Genomic DNA, 17,413 nt, shown 5'->3' with positions numbered 1-17,413 from the left:
AGCAGGCATACCGGAGCGCGGGCTACGCCCTCAAGCCGTACCTATGAGACCCGCGAGCGACCAGAGGTCAGGCCACGGTGGCGCGGTGGGCGATCTCGCGGGCCGCGTCCATGTACGCCATCGCCCCGCTCGACCCCGGATCGTACGTCATGACCGACTGCCCATAGCTGGGCGCCTCCGACAGGCGGACGCTGCGCGGGATGACCGTCTTCAGCACCGTCTCCCCGAAGTGCGACCGCACCTCGTCGGCGACCTGCGAAGCCAGCCGGGTACGCCCGTCGTACATCGTCAGGACGATCGTGGAGAGCCGCAGAGCCGGGTTGAGGTGAGCCTTGATGAGGTCGACGTTCCTGAGGAGCTGCCCCAGGCCCTCCAGCGCGTAGTACTCGCACTGGATCGGGATCATGACCTCTTCGGCGGCGACCAGGGCGTTGACCGTCAGCAGGCCGAGGGACGGCGGGCAGTCGATGACGATGTAGTCGAACTCCTCCTCGTACGCCGCCAGCGCCCGCCGGAGCCGGGCCTCCCGCGCCACCAGCGAGACGAGCTCGATCTCGGCGCCGGCCAGGTCGATCGTGGCGGGCGCGCAGTAGAGGTTCGGCATCTCGGGGACCTGCTTGACGATCTCCACCATGGGCAGATCGTCGACGAGCACCTGATAAACATCCGGTACGTCACCGCGATGCTCAGTGGCCAGAGCCGTCGAGGCGTTGCCCTGCGGGTCGAGGTCCACCACGAGGACGCGCTGGCCGTGCATCGACAGGGCCGCGGCAATGTTCACCGAAGTGGTGGTCTTGCCGACGCCGCCCTTCTGGTTGGCGACCGCGATCACTCTGCATTTCGCCGGCCGCGGCCAGGAGTTGTCGCCGTCGCCGCTGGTGCCGCCCCTCTGGGTGGCGGCCGGCTGCTCGACGGCTGGCTGGGTGGCGGCCGGTTGGGTGGCGGCAGGTGTTTCACGTGAAACCACTGAACTGAGCGCCTCTCGTACCAACGGCGAATCACCGGGGTTCAGGGGGGTCTGGGTCACGTTGGCCATCCTTTCAACCAGTGGTGTGCCGGTGCCGGGAATTTGCTGTTGCGACACGCCCATTTCGGGCCATCCAACCCCGGTTGGGCTCTCGGACCGACGGCTGTCCGGCCAGCCAAGACCGCAAGACGCGACTGGCACAACCGTCACCTCCTTCGTCGCCGCCTGGCTCGCTCCGGCGCGCGACCCGCTACCACCCGAACCAATGTTGCAGGCGGCTCGACCTTACCGTGCCCGACGGTCACAAGCTCGGCCGTTCGGGCCCCGCAGGCCCGCAATTGGGACTCCGCCTCGGCGAGCTCGCCGGCGGCTCGCTCCCCCTTCATGGCTATCAGTTCGCCGCCCTCGCGCAGAAGAGGCATGGCCCATTTCAGCAGCCGGTCGAGCGGCGCGACCGCCCGAGCACTGGCGACGTCGAACTCCCGCTCCCCCGCCAGATCCTCCGCCCGCCCGCGCAGCACCTCGACGTTGTCCAGCTTGAGCGCCTCGACGCACTCCTCCAGGAACACCGTACGGCGAAGCAACGGCTCCAGCAGCGTGACCTCGATGTCCTGGCGGACGATGGCCAGCACCAGCCCCGGCAGGCCCGCCCCGGAGCCGATGTCCACCAGCCGCACCTCCGGCGGCACGGCCTCGGCGACCACGGCGCAGTTGAGCAGGTGGCGATCCCAGATACGCGGCACCTCACGCGGCCCCAGCAGTCCCCGGACGACGCCCGGGCCCGCCAGCAGCGCGGCGAACGCGTTCGCGCGATCCCATGCCTCCCCGGCGAAGACGTCCCGCGCTATGTCCGGCGGCGCCGGAAGCTCTTCGCTCACTGGATGCTGGCCCTTTCTCGGTCTCAGGTGGTGTTCGTACTCAGGTTGCCTGCTCGGCGGTGATGCCGGTGGGCTTTCGACGGTGGGTGTCTCGACGTTCTAGGGGCGGTGTCCACCCAAGGCTAGATGTGAGATCACACTGGAAGACTAGCGGGCTGGCATGTGGGTGACGGTCGAGCACGCCGCCGCGTACCCCTCCCGATCCACCCTGGACACCAAATCCCCCATAAACGACATAAAGCGCATATCGCCCGATAGGGCCACTCGGAGTCGCTTTCCCGGATGAATGCCAAGGCCAGCGCACAAAACCGCACGCTCCCCCACTAACAGCGCCGAACCAAAACGCCAGCGCACGAAGACGCCGGAAAACGCTCCAACAACAAGGAACAGGGATTGATGCGCGCAAGCATGGAGGCCAGCCCGCAAACCCGCTAGTGGCCCACTAAGGTCCCGCATCCCGTACGTACAGCTATAGATACGGAAACGGCCGCCCATCAGCGCACCCAAGCGCCGACAGACGGCCGAACCGGCTCACCATGCACGTATCAGGCGGGCAGGACCACCACGTACCGCTGCGGCTCCTCACCCTCGGACTCGCTGCGCAGCCCGGCGGCCGCCACCGCGTCGTGGACGATCTTCCGCTCGAACGGCGTCATAGGGTGCAGCGCCTTCGGCTCACCCTTCTCCTTGACCTGGATCGCAACCTCGGTGCCGAGCTTGCTCAGCTCGGCCCGGCGCCGCTCGCGGTAGCCGGCGACGTCGAGCATGAGCCGCGAACGCTCCCCGGTCTGCCGGTGGACGGCCAGCCGGGTCAGCTCCTGCAGCGCCTCCAGGACCTCTCCCGCGGGCCCCACCAGCTCGTTGCCCTTGAGCCCCACGACGGAGACCATGGCGCGGTCGCCCTCGACATCCATGTCGATGTCGCCGTCGATGTCGGCGATGTCGAGAAGGCCCTCGACGTAGTCGGCAGCGATCTCGCCTTCCTGCTCAAGCGCGTTGAGATCAGGAGCCTTCTCCTGCTCGGCCTCGGTCATCGCCGGCCTCTCCTTCGTGTTCAAGACTTCTTGCTGCCGGTGCGCTTGCTGCGGGACTGGCGGCTGGGCTGCTGCCTAATGATCTTAGGCTCCGGGGCGGCGGGAGGGGCCTCCTCTTCCGGAGTGGTCTTGCGCATCTTGGCCACAAGGCCGGGCTTGGGCGTCACGGGGATGGCGTTGCCCTTGGCGTCGAACTGCGGCATCGGGTGCCGGCTGTAGAACCAGTGCTGCTGGCCCAGAGTCCACAGGTTGGTGGTGACCCAGTAGAGGATCAGGCCCAGCGGGAAGTTGAGGCTGAAGAAGGCGAACAGCGGCGAGATGTACATCAGGATCTTCTGCTGCTGCGCCATGGGGTTGTCCGGCATCTGCGCCATCGAGCGGGTCACGCTCTGCCGGACGGTGAGGAACGTGGTCAGCGAGCTGATCGCCACGAAGAAGCCGATGACGACCTTCTGGGCGATGTCAGGGGCCTCGAAGAACGTGGCGGGCAGGGGAGCGTTGATGATCAGCGCGTGCTTGGCGCTGTCGACCAGTTCCTGCGACATGCCGAACTTGGCCTGGTCGGCGGCGATGGCCCGCAGCACGGTGAACATCGAGATGAAGATCGGGAACTGCGCCACGACAGGGAGGCAGCCACCGAGGGGGTTGGCGCCCGCACCCTGGTACAGCGCCATGACCTCCTGGTTCATGCGCTGCTTGTCGTTCTTGTAGCGCTTGCGGAGCTCCTGGACCTTCGGTGCCAGCTCCTGCATCTTCCGCGACGACCGCATCTGCTTGAGGAACAGCGGGAAGATGAGGATCCGCATGCAGACGGTCAGCGTGACGATGGTCAGCGCCCAGGTCAACCCGCTGTTGGGGTCGAGGAAAGTGCTGTAGACCTGGTGGATCCAGGTGATGACTTGGGCGACGGCCGTGTACAGCCAATTGAGCCAGGACAGCTCCACCGAGCTAGCTCCCTTGCGTTTCGTGGGACCGGACCGGGCGTGGGGGCACCGGGTCTATACCTCCGGGATGGAATGGGTGGCACCGCCCGATGCGCCGGACAGTCAGCCATGTGCCGCGCAATGCCCCATGTACGGCAATCGCCTCGAGCCCATACGCGCTGCACGACGGGTAGAACCGGCAGCGTGGACCGAGCATCGGGCTGATGAAGGCCCGGTAGAACCGAATGGGGATGATCAGCGCCCGGGCGGCGAGGCCCGGCATCCCTTGCGGCTGCTCCGTCATCTGTGTCCACCCGTCGAGGACTCGCGCCGCCTGAGCAAACGATCCAGCGCGGCGTCGAGATCGGCGGCCAGTTGCTCGACGCACGCGGACGCGGCCGGTGGATTGGCGCGTACCACCAGCAGGCTACCTCGCGGCAGCCGGTCGAGACGGTCGCGCATCAGGTGTCGGAGCCGTCGTTTGACCTTGTTCCGGGTCACCGCGCCACCAACGGCCTTGCTCACCACGAAACCAACCAGAGGTGTCTCTTCCCCAGAAAAGTTGAGATGCACCACCAGAGTGGGGCGTCCGGCGCGTTTGCCACGCCGGACGGCCGCTTCGAACTCGTCCCCGCGCCGCATGCGGGATTGACGGGACAGCACCGTATACGCCTAACGCCCGTCGGCGAGGTACACCGACGGGCCGGACTTCGGGCGCGGGTCGATCAGGCCGACAGCTTCTCGCGGCCCTTGCGGCGGCGGGCGGCGAGGATGGCGCGACCGGCCCGGGTGCGCATCCGCAGCCGGAAGCCGTGGGTCTTCGCGCGGCGACGGTTGTTCGGCTGGAAAGTACGCTTGCTCACGGGTGGGCTCCAGGCTTGAAGGTGCGCCCAGGGGCGCTTATACACACATGGCTGGCCTGCCGTGGGAGCGAGGGCACGCGAAATAGCCGTCGCGTGGCAAGCCGACCGTCGTACGTTACGGGCCAACGGCGTCTCAGGTCAAACTGAACGGGTTATCCACTGATCCACAGGCGACTTTTCCACCGCCGGGCCCACGTCCACAGTTTGTGCATCCAGGTGCCACTACGCTGTGGACAACGTCTTGAACACAGCTGTGCACATGGATACTGTCGGCCCTTCTGGACCACCGGAAACACCGTGCACAGCCTGTGGATCTCCTGTGGAGGACCTGGGTACGAAGCCCTGCCGCCACGCTGTGGACGAAGGGGTCGCCGACCGCTCGGGGCGGCCACGGTCATGTGGATAAACGATCGCGGGGGGCCGCGAGAGGAAGGAGGGGAGCCGCACCATGAGTGGTGTCGACCTCGGCACGGTATGGGCGAGGGCCCTGGGCAACTTCCTCAACGAGAACGTGCCCATCCAGCAGCGCACCTGGCTGTCGATGGTCCGTCCGATCGCTCTCGCGGACGACACGATCGTGCTCGGCGTCCCCAACGACTTCCTCAAGGACCTCATCGAGGGCAAGTTGCGCCCGCTGGTGGCCCACGCGCTGTCCCAGGAACTCGGGATGACGATGCGGCTGGCCGTGATGATCGACACCACGGCTCCCGAGCAGCCTTTGCCGGACGCCCATCAACAGCCTGTGAATGTGCCTTATCCCCAGAGTGTGGATAGCCAGCCGCGTTACACACAGCCGGTGCAACCCCAGCACTACCAGGCATCCGAGCCCCCGCAGTTCTATTCTCCACAGCCTGAGCAGCCTCCGGCGTCCACCGAATATCCACAGCCTTCGTTCTCTTTTGAACAGGTGCAGCCGTACACACCGCCTGTGGAGAAAGCGCCGGAGCCGGCGCCGAATCGGTGGGAAGCGAAGAGCAACAAGCCGAGCGAGCCGGCCCGGCTCAACCAGAAGTACACATTTGAGACATTCGTCATCGGTGCCAGCAACCGGTTCGCGCACGCCGCGGCCGTGGCGGTGGCCGAATCCCCCGCGAAGGCGTACAACCCGCTCTTCATTTACGGCGACTCCGGCCTGGGGAAGACGCACCTGCTGCACGCGATCGGGCATTACGCGCAGAGCCTGTACGACGGCGCCCGGGTGAGGTACGTGAGCTCGGAGGAGTTCACCAACGACTTCATCAACAGCATCCGCGACCACAAGGCCGACGGCTTCCGCGGCCGCTACCGGGCGATCGACATCCTGCTTGTGGACGACATCCAGTTCCTGGAGGGCAAGGAGCAGACGCAGGAGGAGTTCTTCCACACCTTCAACACCCTGCACAACGCCAACAAGCAGATCGTCATCTCCAGCGACCGCGCGCCCAAGCAGCTCATCACGCTGGAGGACCGGCTGCGCAACCGGTTCGAGTGGGGCCTGATCACCGACGTCCAGCCGCCCGAGCTGGAGACCCGCATCGCGATCCTGCGGAAGAAGGCCATCCAGGAGGGCCTGGCCGCGCCGCCCGAGGTGCTGGAGTACATCGCGAGCCGGATCTCCACCAACATCCGCGAGCTGGAGGGCGCCCTGATCAGGGTGACCGCGTTCGCCAGCCTCAACAGGCAGGGTGTGGACCTGCAGCTCGCCGAGGTCGTGCTGAAGGACCTGATCACCTCGGAGTCCGACACCGAGATCACGATCGCGGCCATCATGACCGAGACCGCCAACTACTTCGGCATCAGCATCGAAGACCTGTGCGGCACCTCGCGCAGCCGCGCGCTCGTCAACGCCCGGCAGATCGCCATGTACCTGGCGCGCGAGCTGACCGAGCTGTCGCTGCCGAAGATCGGCCAGCAGTTCGGCGGCCGTGACCACACCACCGTGATGCACGCCGAGCGCAAGATCCGGTCGCTCATCGCCGAGCGCAGGTCGATGTACAACCAGGTCAACGAGCTGACAATGCGTATCAAACAGAGCAAGCGTGGATCTTGATGGTCGTACACAGCCTGTGGAAAACACTGTGGACCAGCGGAAACGCGAAAACGGCGCGTCGGTACGACCACCAATGCCGGGAAAAATCCACCCACAAGGGCTGGGGACGAATCTGGGGACATCCTGAGGAGAACCTGGGGATGACTCGTGGATAACGTGTGGACGGCCTGTGAACAGTCGATCTGGGACTCCAGAAGGCCCCCTCTTACCCCGTGGACAACCTGTGGAAACCTCGTGGATAACCGGTGGATGAACACACCATGATCTGGGGACGGCCTGTGGGCGACGAAACTTCATCCCCAGGCGGCGAAGTTTCCCCCAGGCGTCACCCACACCCTCGGTGGATGAAAACAGGGGCACTGAGCTGCGAGAACTTCAGTTGTCCACAGTTCCCACAGCCCCTAGTGTGATGACCTCTTATCTCTCTTACTAAGAAAATCAAAGACCCATAGAGGGGTTCTCCCCGAACCGCGGTGCGGGAGAGTGAACACTTGAATCAACGACGAACCCAGGAGGCTGATCACCGTGATGTTCCGAATCGAGCGAGACGTCCTCGCTGAGGCGGTGGCATGGACGGCACGCAGTCTCCCGGCGCGCCCGTCGGTGCCCGTGCTCGCCGGCATGCGGCTGGAGGTGACGGAGGGCCAGCAGCTCAAGCTGTCGGGGTTCGACTACGAGGTCTCCGCCGAGGTCACGCTCGAACTCCACACCGGTGAGGCGGGGGTCGTCCTGGTCTCGGGCAAGCTGCTCGCCGAGATCACGCGCGCGCTTCCCGCACAGCCTGTGGACTTCGTGGTGGAGGGCGCCAAGGCCGTCGTCACGTGCGGCAGCGCGCGGTTCACCCTGCTGACCATGCCTGTGGAGGACTACCCGTCGCTCCCGGCCATGCCGCCGGCCGCCGGGCGGGTGGGCAGCGACGTGTTCGCCTCCGCCGTCAGCCAGGTCGCCGTCGCGGCGGGTCGTGACGACACGCTGCCGATGCTCACGGGCGTGCGCATGGAGATCGAGGGCGACACCGTCACCCTCGCCGCCACCGACCGCTACCGGCTCGCCGTGCGCGAGCTGAAGTGGCAGCCGGGCCAGCCGGACTTCGCCGCGATCGCGATGATCCCCGGCAAGACGCTCGCCGACACCGCCAAGGCCCTCGGCACCACCGGCGCCGAGGTGGAGATCGCGCTCAGCTCGGCCGGCGGCACCGGCGAGGGCATGATCGGCTTCTCCAGCGCGGGCCGGCGCACGACGACGCGGCTGCTCGACCCCGAGTTCCCCAAGTACCGCTCGCTGCTGCCCACGGAGTTCTCCGCGCGCGCCGACCTGTCCACAGGCCCGTTCGTCGAGGCGGTCAAGCGCGTGGCCCTGGTCGCCGAGCGCAACACCCCCGTGCGCCTGGCGTTCAAGAGCGGCGAGGTCGTCCTCGAGGCCGGCAGCGGCGACGAGGCGCAGGCCGTCGAGGCACTGCCTGTGGATTACGAGGGCGAGGAGATGAACATCGCCTTCAACCACCAGTTCCTGCTTGAGGGGTTGGGGGCCATAGACTCCGACATCGCGCGCCTGCAGATGACGACCTCGACCAAGCCCGCCATCCTCACCGGAGGCAAGCCTGTGGACGAAGGCGCAGGTACGGACTACCGTTACCTGATCATGCCCATCCGCCTGTCGGGCTGATCCCGTCATCGGGGATGATGGAAGCCTGACAAGGGGGTAGAGGAGCGTCATGCAGATCGGCATGGTGGGACTGGGCAAGATGGGCGGCAACATGGCCGAGCGGCTTCGCCGCGGCGGCCATGAGGTGGTCGGTTACGACCGCGACCCCGGCATCAGCGACGTGGCCAGCCTGAAGGAGCTGGTCGAACGGCTGTCCGCGCCGCGCGCGGTCTGGGTCATGGTTCCCGCGGGCAAGCCCACCCAGCAGACGGTCGACGAGCTCGGCGAGCTGCTCGACGAGGGCGACATCGTCGTCGACGGCGGTAATTCACACTATGTGGACGACCAGAAGCACGCCGCCGAGCTGCGCGAGAAGGGCATCGGCTTCGTCGACTGCGGCGTGAGCGGCGGCGTGTGGGGGCTCCAGAACGGCTACGCCCTCATGTGCGGCGGCGAGCAGGCCGACGTCGACCGGCTCATGCCGATCTTCGAGACGCTCAAGCCCGAGGGCGAGGACGGCTTCGTCCACGCCGGTGACGTCGGTGCGGGCCACTTCGCGAAGATGGTCCACAACGGCATCGAGTACGGCATGATGCAGGCGTTCGCGGAGGGCTGGGAGCTTCTGGAGGCGTCCGACGTCGTCAAGGACGTCAGGGGCTCCTTCAGCAGCTGGCGCACCGGCACCGTCATCCGCTCCTGGCTGCTCGACCTGATGGTGCGGGCGCTCGACGACGACGAGCACCTCGACCAGCTCCGCGGTTACGCCCAGGACTCCGGCGAGGGCCGCTGGACGGTCCAGGCGGCCGTCGACCACGCCGTGCCGCTGCCGGTGATCACCGCCGCCCTCTACGCGCGGTTCGCCTCGCGCCAGGACGACTCCCCCGCGATGAAGGTCGTCGCCGCGCTGCGCAACCAGTTCGGCGGCCACGCGATCACCTCGACCGAGGGCAGCACCGGCAAGGGCGCCGACTCGCCCGGCGCCGACGTGACCCCGCCGCGCGAAGCCGAGTAGTCCGGCCGGGTGGTCCACAGGCCGTCCGGGGAAGCCCGAGGTTTTCCACAGGACGGCAAGCCGGTGACACAGGCGGCCCCCGCGGCGGACTAACCTTCGTGGGGTGCATGTCGCCCACCTCTCGCTGACCGACTTCAGGTCCTACGCGTCCGTGGAGCTCGGTCTGGAACCGGGCGTCACGGCTCTCGTCGGGCCCAACGGCCAGGGCAAGACCAACCTGGTCGAGGCCCTCGGCTATGTCGCGACGCACTCCAGTCACCGCGTGGCCAACGACGCGCCGCTGGTGCGCCAGGGGGCCGCGCGGGCCATCGTGCGCTGCGCCGTCCACAGGGACGACCGGCGGGCGCTGGTGGAGCTGGAGATCAACCCGGGGAAGGCCAACCGGGCGCGGCTCAACCGCTCCCCCGTGTCCAGGCCGCGCGACGTCATCGGCCTGCTGCGCACGGTGCTGTTCGCGCCGGAGGACCTGGCGCTGTCCAAGGGCGACCCGTCGGAGCGCCGCCGTTTCCTCGACGACCTGCTCGTGGCCAGGGCCCCGCGGTTCGCCGGGGTCCGGGCCGACTACGACCGGGTGCTCAAGCAGCGCGGCGCGCTGCTGCGCACGGCCGCGCAGGCCCGCAGGGGCAGCAGGAGCGCCCGGCGGGCCGAGAGTGACACCGCGTTCACCGCTGCGGGCGCCGGCGACGTCCTGAGCACGCTGGAGGTGTGGGACGCCCACCTCGCCAGGCACGGCGCGGAGCTGTTGCGGGCGCGGCTGGAACTCATCGAGGCGCTGCGCCCGCTGGTGGCCGGGGCCTACGCCGCGCTGGCCCCCACGAGCGCCCCCGCGACGCTGGCCTACCGCAGCACGTTGTCCACAGGTGGGGACGGCGCGGAGGACGAAGTCGCCGGTGAGCGGGGATCTCCCGATGCGCAGACGTTATCCACAGACTTGGGGAAAACCCTTGAACAGCAGCTCCGCGACCGGCTGTCGGAGGTCCGCCAGGCCGAGCTGGAACGGGGCGTCACCCTCGTCGGCCCACACCGCGACGACCTGATCCTGGGCCTCGGCGACCTGCCCGCCCGCGGTTACGCCAGCCACGGCGAGTCGTGGTCGTTCGCGCTGGCGCTGCGGCTGGCCGCCTACGACCTGCTGCGGGCCGACGGCGGCGACCCGGTGCTGATCCTCGACGACGTGTTCGCCGAGCTCGACAGCCAGCGCCGGCGCAGGCTGGCCGAGATCGTCGCGCCGGCCGAACAGGTGCTGATCACCGCCGCCGTGCCCGACGACGTGCCGAAGGAGCTGGCGGGGGCCCGTTTCGACGTCGCTGAGGGGAGCGTGACCCGTGTCCGATGAGCAGCACAACGCGGCGGCCAGGGGGGCCGCCATGGCGAGGGAGAAGCTCGCGCAGGCGAAGGCCGACGCGGCCAAGCGCGGCCAGCTCCCGCGCCGCGAGCCCAGGCGCAAGGCCGGCCCGCGCAGGGAGGCCGGCGATCCCCAGCTGTTCGGCCGGGCCATCGCCGACCTGCTGGCCGACCGCGGCTGGGAGCGCTCGGCGGCCGTCGGCGCGGTGTTCGGCCGGTGGAAGGAGATCGTCGGCCCCGACCTGGCCGCCCACACCCGGCCGGAGTCCTTCGACGAGGGCGAGGTGCTCATCGCGGCCGATTCCACGGCCTGGGCGACGCAGGTCAGGCTGCTTGCGCGCACCCTCATCCGCAGGCTCAACGAGGAGCTGGGTGACGGTTCCGTGACAAAGGTCAAGGTCAGGGGGCCGCAGAACGCACCCCGGCCCACGGGGGGTTTGCGGGTGACCGGAAGCAGGGGCCCCGGCGACACCTATGGTTAGGCGCCGAGGGCGATCAGACAGCCGCAGACGCGATAGGCCCCCTTTCCGAAGGGGGGATGCTTGAGTGGGGGGCAAATCGAGCTAGGGAGCATCACAGGCGCGTGTATTGCCACCACGGGCTCCGGGAAGCGGTAGAATGAAAAAGGATTCCGGACACGTCCGCTTGCGTGTCACCCCGGCAGCAAGCCGACTCCCCCGGGTGACCGCGCATCGGGGCACTCACGACGGTGACGGGCACGGTAGGGGCAGCATGAAGTTGATGGCCTCCCCCGCCGCGTGTCCGCGGCAGGAGGATTTCGCAGTTGTCCTACGACGCTAGCTCAATCACCGTACTCGAAGGACTTGAGGCGGTTCGCAAACGCCCGGGTATGTATATCGGCTCCACCGGTGAGCGCGGCCTGCACCACCTCGTCTACGAGATCGTGGACAACGCGGTGGACGAGGCGCTGGCCGGTTTCGCCACCAGGATCGACATCACGCTGCTGGCCGACGGCGGCGTGCGCGTCGTCGACAACGGCCGCGGCATCCCCACGGGCATCCACCCTGTGGAGAAGCGCTCGGCCGTCGAGGTCGTGCTGACCACGCTCCACGCGGGCGGCAAGTTCGACAGCCAGTCCTACGCGGTCTCCGGCGGCCTGCACGGCGTCGGCTCGGCCGTCGTCAACGCGCTGTCCACCGCCATGGACGTCGAGGTCAAGCAGAACGGCCACTACTGGCGGCTGAACCTCGTCAACTCCAAGGCGCTGGCCCCGCTGGCCAAGGGCGAGGAGACCGACGAGACCGGCACCACGATCACGTTCTGGCCCGATCCCGAGATCTTCGAGACCACCACCTGGAACTACGAGACGCTCTCGCGCCGCTTCCAGGAGATGGCCTTCCTCAACAAGGGCCTGACGATCACGCTCGCCGACGAGCGTCCCGACCACGTCAACGGCGAGCCCCGCACGGTCGAATACCACTACGAGGGCGGCCTGGCCGACTTCGTCAAGCACCTCAACGCCAAGAAGGAGCCGGCGCACGCGTCGATCGTCGCCTTCGAGGAGGAGGGCGACGGCATCGCGGTGGAGATCGCGATGCAGTGGAACAACTCCTACGCGGAGTCGGTGTACACCTTCGCCAACACGATCAACACCGCCGAGGGCGGCACTCACGAGGAGGGCTTCCGCGCGGCGCTGACGTCCATCGTCAACCGCTACGCGCGCGAGCAGAAGTTCCTCAAGGAGGGCAAGGACGACAACCTCTCCGGCGAGGACGTCCGCGAGGGCCTGACCGCGATCATCTCGGTCAAGCTGTCCGACCCGCAGTTCGAGGGCCAGACCAAGACCAAGCTGGGCAACACCGAGGCCAAGTCGTTCGTGCAGAAGGCCTGCAACGACCACCTGCGCGACTGGTTCGAGCGCAACCCCGGCGAGGCCAAGGACATCATCAACAAGTCGCTCCAGGCCAGCCGCGCCCGCCTGGCGGCCCGCCAGGCCCGCGACCTGACCCGGCGCAAGTCGCTCCTGGAGTCCGGCAGCGGCCTTCCCGGCAAGCTGGCCGACTGCCAGTGGAACGACCCGGAGAAGTGCGAGCTGTTCATCGTCGAGGGCGACTCGGCCGGCGGCTCGGCCAAGGGCGGCCGCGACTCGCGATTCCAGGCGATCCTGCCCATCCGCGGCAAGATCCTCAACGTGGAGAAGGCGCGGATCGACAAGGTCCTGAAGAACAACGAGGTCCAGGCGCTCATCACCGCCCTGGGCACCGGCGTGCACGACGAGTTCGACATCGCCAAGCTGCGTTACCACAAGGTGATCCTGATGGCCGACGCCGACGTCGACGGCCAGCACATCAACACCCTGCTGCTGACGCTGCTGTTCAGGTTCATGCGGCCGCTGATCGAGGCCGGACACGTCTACCTGTCGTGCCCGCCGCTCTACAAGATCAAGTGGGACCGGAAGGGCGAGGACGCCTCCTACGCCTACTCCGACTCCGAGCGCGACGCCGTCATCAACGACGGCATCGCGCAGGGCAAGGCCGACCCGCGGCCGCGCGACAACGTCCAGCGCTTCAAGGGCCTCGGCGAGATGAACGCCGGCCAGCTCTGGGAGACCACCATGAACCCGGCGACGCGACTGCTGCGCCTGGTCACGCTCGACGACGCGGCCCAGGCCGACGACCTGTTCAGCGTGCTCATGGGCGAGGACGTCGAAGCGCGGCGCGACTTCATCATCCGCAACGCGCGCGACGTTCGCTTCCTCGACGTTTAAGAAGGACCTGAACCTGTGACGGACGTGAACACCACTCCCCCGGCTGAGCGCATCGAGCCGGTGGACATCCAGTCGGAGATGCAGCGCAGCTACATGGACTACGCGATGTCCGTCATCGTGTCCAGGGCGCTGCCTGATGTGCGCGACGGTCTCAAGCCGGTGCACCGGCGGGTGCTCTACGCGATGTACGACGGTGGCTACCGTCCCGACCGCGGCTACTTCAAGTGCGCCCGCGTCGTCGGCGACGTGATGGGCACCTACCACCCCCACGGCGACACCTCGATCTACGACGCCCTGGTCCGCCTGGCCCAGCCGTGGTCGCTGCGCTATCCCCTGGTCGACGGGCAGGGCAACTTCGGCTCGCCGGGCAACGACCCGGCGGCCGCGATGCGGTACACCGAGTGCAAGCTCGCGCCCATCGCCATGGAGATGCTGCGCGACATCGACAAGGACACCGTCGACTTCCGCCCCAACTACGACGGCAAGTCGCAGGAGCCCGACGTCCTGCCGGCGCGGTTCCCGCAGCTGCTGGTCAACGGCTCGGGCGGCATCGCGGTCGGCATGGCCACCAACATCCCGCCGCACAACCTGCGCGAGGTCTCGGCCGCGGTCCGGTGGTACCTGGAGAACCCGGAGACCGACGACGAGGAGCTGCTGGAAGCCTCGATCAGGCTGGTCAAGGGGCCCGACTTCCCGACCAAGGCGCTGATCGTCGGACGCCGGGGCATCGAGGACGCGTACCGCACCGGGCGCGGCTCGATCACCATGCGCGCGGTGGTCGAGGTCGAGGAGGACAAGGGGCGGCAGGCGCTCGTCGTCACCGAGCTGCCGTACCAGGTCAACCCGGACAACCTGGCGCTGAAGATCGCCGAGCTGGTGCGCGAGGGCAAGCTCTCGGGCATCGCCGACGTACGCGACGAGAGCTCCTCGCGGGTCGGGCAGCGCCTGGTGATCGTGCTCAAGCGCGACGCGGTCGCCAAGGTCGTGCTCAACAACCTGTACAAGCACACCCAGCTCCAGGACACCTTCGGCGCCAACATGCTGGCGCTGGTCGACGGCGTGCCGCGCACGCTGCGGCTCGACCAGTTCATCCGCCACTACGTGGCCCACCAGGTCGAGGTCATCGTCCGCCGGACGCGTTACCTGCTGCGCAAGGCCGAGGAGCGCGCCCACATCCTGCGCGGGCTGCTGAGGGCCCTTGAGCGGCTCGACGACGTCATCGCCCTCATCCGGGCCTCGGAGTCGGCCTCGCACGCCCAGCAGGGCCTCATGGGGCTCCTGGAGATCGACGAGATCCAGGCTCAGGCCATCCTGGACATGCAGCTACGCAAGCTGGCCGCCCTGGAGCGGCAGGCCATCCAGGACGAGTACGACGGCCTGATGGCCCAGATCGCCGAGTACAACTCGATCCTGGCCAGCGAGGCCCGCCAGCGCGAGATCATCGGCGACGAGCTGGCCGAGGTCGTCAACCGCTACGGCGACGAGCGCAAGACCGAGATCATCGCCTACGACGGCGACATGTCGATCGAGGACCTCATCGCCGAGGAGGAGATCGTCGTCACGATCACCCGCGGCGGTTATGCCAAGCGCACCCGTACCGACCTCTACCGGGCGCAGAAGCGGGGCGGCAAGGGCGTTCGCGGCGCCCAGCTGCGCCAGGACGACATCGTCGACCACTTCTTCGTCACCACGACGCACCACTGGCTGCTGTTCTTCACGAACAAGGGCCGGGTGTACCGGGTCAAGGCGTACGAGCTGCCTGATGCCGGGCGTGACGCCCGTGGCATGCATCTCGCGAACCTTTTGGCCATGCAGCCCGACGAAACAGTCATGGAAGTTCTCGACCTCCGCGACTACGACGTCGCCCCCTACCTGGTGCTCGCCACGCGCAGCGGCCTGGTCAAGAAGACACGCCTGTCCGAGTACGACTCCCCCAGGTCGGGCGGTCTGATCGCGATCAACCTGCGTGAGGACGACGAGGTCATCGGCGCCCGTCTGGTCTCCGAGACCGACGATCTGCTGCTCGTCTCCAAGGGCGCACAGTCGATCAGGTTCACCGCCTCCGACGAGGCACTGCGGCCCATGGGCCGCGCGACCAGCGGTGTCATCGGCATGAGGTTCCTCGAAGGAGACGAACTTCTCGCCATGAATCGGATCGCCGACGGTCAAGATGTGCTTATCGCCACGAAGGCTGGGTACGCAAAACGGACGCCAGTGGAGCAGTATCCAGTTCAAGGACGTGGCGGTAGGGGCGTGCTGACTGCGAAAATCGTGAGTTCCCGTGGCAAGCTGGTCGGAGCCGTCATGGTCAACCCAGAGGACGAGGTCTTCGCGATCACGTCCGCCGGCGGGGTGATCCGGACGAGTGCCGGCGAGATCAAGCAGTCCGGCCGCCAGACCATGGGAGTGCGATTGATGAACCTCGCCGAAGGCGACAGCGTGGTTGCCCTCGCCCGGAACGCGGAGTCGATGGAGACTCCGGTGGAGAATGAGGAAGACGGGGGAGGAGAGTAAATCATGAGCGCCCAGGGTGGCACCGCCAGAGCCCAGGCGGCGTCGGGTAACGGACATCAGCCGAAGAAGTCCACTGAGCCGGAAATCTTCAATTCGGTCGACGGCGAGCAGGACAGGACGCCCGCGAAGGGCGCCGCCGCTCAGCCTCGTTCCAAGGACGAGCCGCAGGCGGAGGGCAACGAGACGGTGCGCATCCGTCCGTCGCTCACCAGTGAGGCACCTCCGCCCGTCGAGATGCCCAAGAAGAAGTCGTCGAACAACGCGGGGTCCAGGCTGCCCCGCAAGGCACACCTGGTGCTGCGCCGCATCGAGCCGTGGTCGGCCATGAAGTTCAGCTTCGTGGTGTCCCTGGTCTGCTTCGTGGTGCTCTTCGTGGCAGTGGCCGTCCTGTACGGCGTGCTGTCCGCCTTGGGGGTGTTCGACTCACTCGTCGACCTGGTCAACCAGCTCGGCAAGGGTGAGCAGGGACAGAGCTCGATCCCGATCAACATCGCCTCGTGGTTCGAGCCGGTGCGCATCCTCGGGTACACCGCGCTGATCGGCGCCGTGAACGTGGTGCTGATCACCGCTCTGTCCACGCTGGGCGCGGTCATCTACAACATCGCTTCCGACCTGGTCGGGGGCGTTGAGGTGACGTTCAGCGAGGCCGAATAGCAGGTTCGGGCGGGGGCTCGTGCCGTACCGGGGTGGCTGGTGCGGCACGAGCAGCCCGTCGGACACGGTAAGCTTTTCTCGTCCGAACAACTGGTTCGCCTCCAACAGGCAAATGCGATACCGTTCGGTGTGCGCGGGGCTATAGCTCAGACGGTTAGAGCGCTTCCCTGATAAGGAAGAGGTCCCAGGTTCAAGTCCTGGTAGCCCCACAGTGTTTTCCCAGTTCAAAGGCCATTTCCCGGAAATCGGGAAATGGCCTTTTGATCGTTTGCCATCAATTTGCCATCAAGATCGTCTGTCATCAGGTGACAGAGATCAGTCCACATCGACAGCAGCTGGATTGTCGACCGTGGTCGGGTGACGGCGGCTTGAACGCGGCGACAGTGACTGGGGCGGCGCCGGGTCAGATGGCGCAGGTGAGGCTTGAGGCCCTGTCGACGGCCTGCGCGGGGATGGCTTGACGATCGTGTTCGACAGCTCCGCCCGTGGGGTGCCGAGCGGCACGCCACCACACAGGCTGCCCGGACCGCGGCATGGCGCACGCTGGGACGCCTGGAGGAGCGTGGCCTGCTCCCTCGGCTCCGACAGAGAGGCGCTCGCCGGATCACCGCCACCCTGCTGCGTGAGGACGCCAGCGGAGAGCCCTACACGCGGCCGGACGGCACCGAGATCTCCGATCGGTTCTTGCGGCTGCTCACGGTCTTGTGGAAGCACGGCCTCGACGAACGGCTGACCCTCCCGGCTTCGGCAGACTGTTTGTAATCGCGGCCGAGAAGCCGTGGTCGTCCTTTCCGCTGACCGCCTAGAAGAGTGGTACGGCTGG

At 67.3% G+C, this 17,413-nt stretch carries 15 protein-coding genes and 1 tRNA gene; 9 read left to right on the top strand and 7 right to left on the bottom strand.

Annotated elements, in window-relative coordinates; genetic code table 11:
- Positions 1-67: 67 nt before the first annotated feature.
- From ACNF49_RS04775 to rpmH, 7 genes are all read right to left on the bottom strand, one after another.
- On the bottom strand, positions 68-1,036 hold the full coding sequence (locus ACNF49_RS04775) for a ParA family protein (protein ID WP_482942919.1): 969 nt from the start codon (positions 1,034-1,036) through the stop codon (positions 68-70).
- A gap of 137 nt (positions 1,037-1,173) precedes the next feature.
- Positions 1,174-1,845: a 16S rRNA (guanine(527)-N(7))-methyltransferase RsmG gene (rsmG, locus tag ACNF49_RS04770; protein ID WP_352322967.1), complete on the bottom strand. Its 672-nt coding sequence runs from the start codon at positions 1,843-1,845 to the stop codon at positions 1,174-1,176.
- 545 nt (positions 1,846-2,390) lie between these two features.
- Positions 2,391-2,879 carry a Jag family protein gene (locus ACNF49_RS04765; protein WP_357974044.1) on the bottom strand — a complete coding sequence of 163 codons (489 nt, stop codon included), beginning with the start codon at positions 2,877-2,879 and terminating at the stop codon, positions 2,391-2,393.
- Between the two features lie 20 nt (positions 2,880-2,899).
- Entirely contained in the window at positions 2,900-3,823 is a 924-nt protein-coding gene (yidC, locus tag ACNF49_RS04760; RefSeq protein ID WP_357974047.1) for a membrane protein insertase YidC, read from the bottom strand.
- Between the two features lie 4 nt (positions 3,824-3,827).
- Positions 3,828-4,085: a membrane protein insertion efficiency factor YidD gene (gene yidD / locus ACNF49_RS04755; RefSeq protein ID WP_352322972.1), complete on the bottom strand. Its 258-nt coding sequence runs from the start codon at positions 4,083-4,085 to the stop codon at positions 3,828-3,830.
- A gap of 17 nt (positions 4,086-4,102) precedes the next feature.
- Positions 4,103-4,444 (bottom strand): ribonuclease P protein component, encoded by a 342-nt coding sequence (gene rnpA, locus ACNF49_RS04750; protein ID WP_482942918.1) that lies wholly within the window; start codon positions 4,442-4,444, stop codon positions 4,103-4,105.
- A gap of 83 nt (positions 4,445-4,527) precedes the next feature.
- Positions 4,528-4,665 (bottom strand): 50S ribosomal protein L34, encoded by a 138-nt coding sequence (gene rpmH, locus ACNF49_RS04745; protein ID WP_043614899.1) that lies wholly within the window; start codon positions 4,663-4,665, stop codon positions 4,528-4,530.
- A 448-nt stretch (positions 4,666-5,113) separates the two neighbouring features.
- On the opposite strand from rpmH, the gene dnaA reads away from it, so the two are divergent.
- The 9 genes from dnaA to ACNF49_RS04700 all read left to right on the top strand — a co-directional run bounded on the left by dnaA (position 5,114) and on the right by ACNF49_RS04700 (position 16,799).
- Entirely contained in the window at positions 5,114-6,694 is a 1,581-nt protein-coding gene (gene dnaA / locus ACNF49_RS04740) for a chromosomal replication initiator protein DnaA (RefSeq protein WP_357974053.1), read from the top strand.
- Positions 6,695-7,219: 525 nt separating this feature from the next.
- Positions 7,220-8,359: a DNA polymerase III subunit beta gene (gene dnaN / locus ACNF49_RS04735; RefSeq protein ID WP_482942917.1), complete on the top strand. Its 1,140-nt coding sequence runs from the start codon at positions 7,220-7,222 to the stop codon at positions 8,357-8,359.
- Positions 8,360-8,408: 49 nt separating this feature from the next.
- Positions 8,409-9,350 carry a phosphogluconate dehydrogenase (NAD(+)-dependent, decarboxylating) gene (gene gnd, locus ACNF49_RS04730; RefSeq protein WP_357974059.1) on the top strand — a complete coding sequence of 314 codons (942 nt, stop codon included), beginning with the start codon at positions 8,409-8,411 and terminating at the stop codon, positions 9,348-9,350.
- Positions 9,351-9,453: 103 nt separating this feature from the next.
- Positions 9,454-10,686, top strand: a complete 1,233-nt coding sequence (gene recF / locus ACNF49_RS04725) for a DNA replication/repair protein RecF (RefSeq protein ID WP_357974062.1) — start codon at positions 9,454-9,456, stop codon at positions 10,684-10,686.
- Positions 10,676-11,176, top strand: a complete 501-nt coding sequence (locus ACNF49_RS04720; RefSeq protein ID WP_352324557.1) for a DciA family protein — start codon at positions 10,676-10,678, stop codon at positions 11,174-11,176. Before recF ends, ACNF49_RS04720 begins: the two co-directional genes overlap by 11 nt.
- Positions 11,177-11,478: 302 nt before the next feature.
- Positions 11,479-13,422 carry a DNA topoisomerase (ATP-hydrolyzing) subunit B gene (gene gyrB, locus ACNF49_RS04715; RefSeq protein ID WP_357974068.1) on the top strand — a complete coding sequence of 648 codons (1,944 nt, stop codon included), beginning with the start codon at positions 11,479-11,481 and terminating at the stop codon, positions 13,420-13,422.
- A gap of 15 nt (positions 13,423-13,437) precedes the next feature.
- The gene (gene gyrA, locus ACNF49_RS04710) at positions 13,438-15,936 is read left to right on the top strand and encodes a DNA gyrase subunit A (RefSeq protein WP_357974071.1); all 2,499 of its coding nucleotides are present in this window, start codon (positions 13,438-13,440) and stop codon (positions 15,934-15,936) included.
- 3 nt (positions 15,937-15,939) lie between these two features.
- Positions 15,940-16,590 carry a DUF3566 domain-containing protein gene (locus tag ACNF49_RS04705; RefSeq protein WP_357974074.1) on the top strand — a complete coding sequence of 217 codons (651 nt, stop codon included), beginning with the start codon at positions 15,940-15,942 and terminating at the stop codon, positions 16,588-16,590.
- Between the two features lie 135 nt (positions 16,591-16,725).
- Positions 16,726-16,799 (top strand) — tRNA-Ile (locus tag ACNF49_RS04700).
- Positions 16,800-17,413: the final 614 nt, after the last annotated feature.

Source organism: Actinomadura sp. ATCC 39365 (assembly GCF_054392275.1).
The sequence above is the reverse complement of the archived record's forward strand: the minus strand, read 5'-3'. Positions and strand labels throughout refer to the sequence as shown.

Coding starts and splice junctions, on each gene's coding strand:
- ACNF49_RS04775 (WP_482942919.1), bottom strand. CDS start 1,036: ATGGCCAACGTGACCCAGACCCCCCTGAACCCCGGTGATTCGCCGTTG.
- ACNF49_RS04765 (WP_357974044.1), bottom strand. CDS start 2,879: ATGACCGAGGCCGAGCAGGAGAAGGCTCCTGATCTCAACGCGCTTGAG.
- yidD (WP_352322972.1), bottom strand. CDS start 4,085: ATGCCGGGCCTCGCCGCCCGGGCGCTGATCATCCCCATTCGGTTCTAC.
- rnpA (WP_482942918.1), bottom strand. CDS start 4,444: ATGCGGCGCGGGGACGAGTTCGAAGCGGCCGTCCGGCGTGGCAAACGC.
- dnaA (WP_357974053.1), top strand. CDS start 5,114: ATGAGTGGTGTCGACCTCGGCACGGTATGGGCGAGGGCCCTGGGCAAC.
- gnd (WP_357974059.1), top strand. CDS start 8,409: ATGCAGATCGGCATGGTGGGACTGGGCAAGATGGGCGGCAACATGGCC.
- ACNF49_RS04705 (WP_357974074.1), top strand. CDS start 15,940: ATGAGCGCCCAGGGTGGCACCGCCAGAGCCCAGGCGGCGTCGGGTAAC.